This window comes from Nocardia pseudovaccinii NBRC 100343 (assembly GCF_001613225.1).
Lineage (GTDB): Bacteria > Actinomycetota > Actinomycetes > Mycobacteriales > Mycobacteriaceae > Nocardia > Nocardia pseudovaccinii.
In genome coordinates, this window is record NZ_BDBY01000359.1 from 1 (window position 1) to 4299 (window position 4299).

Genomic DNA, 4299 nt, shown 5'->3' on the forward strand with positions numbered 1-4299 from the left:
AAAAGTGCCTGCACCCCAGTAGAATTGGCTTGTTGACCTCCGGCTAGCACCGGAAGTGTGTATCTACGGGAGAACAATTGAACAGGCACTACTTGGCGTGCGTCCACAGGTGGCACACCTGATGGCGCGCGAACGCATAAGACCCGGCAAGCACGGGAAGATCACCACCACGCCGGTATACAACTCCGCCGGGAAAATCGTCAGACACATCGCAAAGACCTATTTCCGAGACACCGACGGGGCGCTGCGTCTGGTCACAGCCAGTGGCCGCAGCCAGCCCAAAGCCAAAGCAGCACTGGACGATAAGATCAGCAGCCGCGTTGCTCCGTCGAATGCGGCCGTATCGTCGGAAACCCTGATCGTCGCGCTTGCCGACCGCTGGCGAAGCAGAATCGAACGATCGAACCTATCGGCGAATACCAAACGCCGGTACGCAGAGATCCTCGATCTGCACATCGTGCCGGAACTCGGCAAGCTCACGATCGGCGAAGCCACCAGCGCCGTCTTGGAAGGCTTCCTCGACGATCTCGGAGAACGGATCGGAAAACCCACCGCGAAGCTGGCGAAAACATGCTTATCCGGGATGTGGACCATCGCAAGCCGGTACGGGGCAGCACCGGGCAATATCGTCAAACTGCTGGCCCCGATCACGGTGGATGACAAGCCCGTCGTCGCGTGGTCGGCTACCGAAGTCCTCCGCATTCGTGCGGCGATGCGCCACGACGAGCAAGCCGTTCGGACCGGAATAGCCGACCTCCTGGACACCCTGCTCGGCACCGGATGCCGGATCGGTGAAGCATTGGCGCTCAAGTGGAGCCATCTCGACCTCGATGGCCCCAAACCCAGTGTTCTGATCGAGGGCACCGTTGTGCGGCTGCGCGGTGGCGGGATGTTCATCCAGCCTCATCCGAAAGGCGGTCCCAACGGCAAGCGACGGCTGTTCTTGCACAACTGGACCGTACTGAAGCTGGCAGCTCGGCGTGCCCTCGTGCCGCATGACCCCGATGATTTGGTCTTCCCATCGGCGCGCGGCACCCTGCGAGATCCGCGCAATGCGCGCAAGCAACTCAAGCGGATACTCACACGGCTCGGATTCACCCACATCCCGCAGAACCCGCATACAGCCCGCAAGACCGTCGGCACACAGCTGGCTGAAGACGCCGACGGCGGCCAGTCCGACATCTCTATCGCCGCAGCTCAGCTTGGCAACACCGAGGCAATCACGCGTCGCCACTACGTCCAGCGAACTCACGTCGGTCCTGACGCTCGCGAGCGTTTCGACGCCTTCGCCCTCCCCGACGAAAATGAACAATAAATAGAGAGTTGGCCCCAAACAGGCACGCTTCCACACTCCCCCTGGCTCGCTGACCTGGGGGTTTGTGGGGCGGGCGGGGCTCGAACCCGCGACCAATGGATTATGAGTCCACGGCTCTAACCGACTGAGCTACCGCCCCGTGTGGTGGATACCGACAGCGTTGGGGATGGTACCGGGTGGGGTGGGGCTGGCACCAGTCGGATGGGGGTGGCGTGGTGGCGGGCAGTTGAGGGTGGGGGTGGATAGGGTGGGGGTGTAACCCGGAACAGGCTGGAGGGTGGGCTGTGGCGAGTTTGTTTGCGAATGTGCTGAAGGTGCATCAGTGGGTTTATGAGAAGAGTGGCGGGGTGGTGGGGCATCGGGTGCTGTTCGGGAATCCGACGTTGTTGTTGCGGACGGTGGGGCGCAAGACGGGGCAGGCGCGGACGTCGGCGCTGACGTACGGGCGGGATGGGGCGAATTATTTGGTGACCGCGTCGAATGGCGGGTCGCCGCGGCCACCGGGGTGGTTGGCGAATGTGAAGGCGAAGCCGGAGTGTGAGATTCAGGTCGGGCGGCGCAAGGTGGCGGTGATCGCGCGGGCGACGTTGCCCGACGATCCGGATTACGCGCGTCGCTGGGCGATTGTCGACAAGGTCAATCAGGGGCGCTACAGCGAGTACCAGAAGATGACCAAGCGGCCGATCGCGGTGGTGGTGCTGACTCCGGTCGGCTGAGTTCAGTCGGTCTCCCAAGCCTCGTAGTCGTCGTCGACATCGCTACGGTCCCAAGCGGACTCGCCGCGCGGCGGGCGACTGGCCCACTGCACGATGAGAGCGACCAGACCGAGCACGATGAGGACGACGACAACGACAATCAGCGTTTCCACCCGGGGCACCCTAATGCTCAAAAAAGGTACACGCAGGTACCGAGACAAGTTGTCCCGGAGAGCCGTTCAGACCGTAAGAAGTGTGCGTCCGACGGCGGTTCGCGATTCTATTGCCACATGTGCGCGATCGGCTTGCTCGAGCGGAAAAGACTGGCCGATAACGACTTCCAGCCGTCCGGCCGCCGCTTCGGCGAGCGAGCGTCCGGTCAAGGCGAGCCAATCGACGTCGCCTTTTCCGGTCAGGTCGAACAGCCCGAGCACGTCGATTCCGCGCGCTGCCACCGCCTCTCGATCGAAGTCGGCGAATTGTCCTGCGGCAGCGCCATATCCGATGAAGCGCCCGCCGTCGGCTGCGGCTTCGATCGCACCGGCACCCAATTCGCCACCCGCACCGTCCAATACAACGTTCGCACCGGATCCACCGGTCGCGGCGCGCGCCTTCGCAGACCAATCGGACTCGGAGTAGTCGATGACCGCATTCGCGCCGAGTCGTGCCGCGAGCTCCAGTTTGGCGCTGCCACGCGCCGCGGCAACGACATTCGCTCCGGCCGCGCGGGCGAGCTGGATCAGCAAGGTGCCCAATCCCCCACCCGCCGCGGTGATGAGAACCCACGCACCGGGCTGGATCGCGGCTCGATCGAAGATGGCGAGCGCGGTCTTACCGTCGTGGGCGAGCGCTACCGCCGCCGTCAGGCTCAGCCCTTCGGGCACAGCGACAAGAGTTTCGGCCTTGGCGAGTGCTTGCTCCGCATAGCCGCCGATCGGCTGACCACCCCCGATGCCGCTCGCGGCGGTATCGGTGACAACGCGCCTGCCGACCCAGCTCGGGTCGACCTCCGGACCGACCGAAGCAACCACCCCGGCGACCGCACCGCCCGGCACATACGGCGGTTCGAGCTGGAAGAACTCGGTGCCCCAACCACTTCGGAGCTGGACATCCAGAAACATGACATCGGCGGCCGCGACGTCGACGACCACCTGCCCCTGTCCGGCAACCGGCTCCGGCACCTCACGCACCGAAAGAACTTCGGGCCCACCGAATTCCGCAGCGTGTACAGCGCGCATGACAACCTCCATCAATTCCTGACTCGATCCGACATGGACCAGCCTGGAACCTGAAGCGGAATTGAGGTCAAGCGGAGCGCACCAATTACGCTGAGCGCGCAATTGCGCCCGGACGGGAATCGAACTCACCCACGGCGCCAACACATCCGCAGACCAAGCCGACGGCTCCGACAACAGGGGACCTCGCCGGTGACGGCACTCCCGCCGCCACTGTTACTGCCGCCGTCCCGCAACTGTGCCGTGTCCAGCTGGCTTCTGAGGTACTCGAGATCCGTCGAGGGCAGTCACATGGCGGTGCCGCGGGGCGTGTCGTACCGCGTTTCGACTACGCTCGGCGAGCAAGCCGGACCCGAATAGCGCGGCAACTTTATCTGGGCACTAGCCCATAGCCGCTGGCATCTCCGGTCAACGGCACGGACGTCAGGAACCTCCTCCGCCGCAGCTACTACCACCACCACCACAGCCGCTGCCGCCGCTACTGCTGCCCCCACCGCAACCACTACCGCCACCCCCACCACAGCTACCGCCGCTCCCCGAGTCATTGCCTCCCGCATCGCCGGCATCCCAGGACGAAGAACTGGGCCCCCCGATCCACCCGAACCCGCGCCGCTGCGTCCGGCTCGGCAAGTTGGTCACCAGCAGCACGAACCCTGCGATCCCGCCCATGATGAGGGCGGTAATGAGGAAGACCAGCAGCAGAGCGAACATTCAGGACCCGCCACCGCCGCAACTGCTCCCGCCGCCACCACAGCTGCTCCCGCCACCGCCGCAGCTACTACTCCCGCCACCGCAGCTGCTACCGCCACTACAGCTACTTCCCCCACCACAGCTGCTGCCGCTGCCACCATCGTGACCATGCCCGTGCCCGTGATCATGTCCGTGACCGTGGCCATGCCCATAACCCCCACCACTGCCCGGATCGAAACCCACCCCCGAATCGAACCCGGCGGCACCGTAGGCCCACTGCGAGTCACTGGAGCCCCCATACCCCATCTGCCCATGCCGCACTGCCCTGTTGTTCGCCCGCGTGATCAGAAATACGACCAGCGCC

At 64.5% G+C, this 4299-nt stretch carries 5 protein-coding genes and 1 tRNA gene; 3 read left to right on the forward strand and 3 right to left on the reverse strand.

Going from position 1 to position 4299, the window contains the following annotated elements; translation table 11 throughout:
* The first annotated feature begins 121 nt into the window (after window positions 1-121).
* Window positions 122-1315 (forward strand): tyrosine-type recombinase/integrase, encoded by a 1194-nt coding sequence (locus NP3_RS39075; protein ID WP_157124845.1) that lies wholly within the window; start codon window positions 122-124, stop codon window positions 1313-1315.
* A 65-nt stretch (window positions 1316-1380) separates the two neighbouring features.
* Here the strand turns inward: NP3_RS39075 and NP3_RS39080 are convergent.
* Window positions 1381-1454, reverse strand: a tRNA-Ile gene (locus tag NP3_RS39080).
* A 145-nt stretch (window positions 1455-1599) separates the two neighbouring features.
* Between NP3_RS39080 and NP3_RS39085 the strand changes: the two genes are divergently transcribed.
* Complete coding sequence (locus tag NP3_RS39085; RefSeq protein ID WP_063046745.1) at window positions 1600-2031, forward strand: nitroreductase family deazaflavin-dependent oxidoreductase; 432 nt, start codon at window positions 1600-1602, stop codon at window positions 2029-2031.
* Between the two features lie 2 nt (window positions 2032-2033).
* On the opposite strand, the gene NP3_RS48565 is transcribed toward NP3_RS39085, so the two are convergent.
* Both NP3_RS48565 and NP3_RS39090 read right to left on the reverse strand, forming a co-directional pair.
* Entirely contained in the window at window positions 2034-2183 is a 150-nt protein-coding gene (locus tag NP3_RS48565) for a hypothetical protein (protein WP_157124846.1), read from the reverse strand.
* 66 nt (window positions 2184-2249) lie between these two features.
* The gene (locus tag NP3_RS39090; RefSeq protein ID WP_063046746.1) at window positions 2250-3248 is read right to left on the reverse strand and encodes a zinc-binding dehydrogenase; all 999 of its coding nucleotides are present in this window, start codon (window positions 3246-3248) and stop codon (window positions 2250-2252) included.
* Window positions 3249-4103: 855 nt separating this feature from the next.
* On the opposite strand from NP3_RS39090, the gene NP3_RS50040 reads away from it, so the two are divergent.
* The coding region (locus NP3_RS50040; RefSeq protein WP_218025020.1) for a hypothetical protein at window positions 4104-4299 on the forward strand (196 nt) is incomplete at its 3' end.

Excerpts from the sequence above, each read along its gene's own strand:
- NP3_RS39075 (WP_157124845.1), top strand. The coding sequence starts at position 122 with ATGGCGCGCGAACGCATAAGACCCGGCAAGCACGGGAAGATCACCACC.
- NP3_RS39090 (WP_063046746.1), bottom strand. The coding sequence starts at position 3,248 with ATGCGCGCTGTACACGCTGCGGAATTCGGTGGGCCCGAAGTTCTTTCG.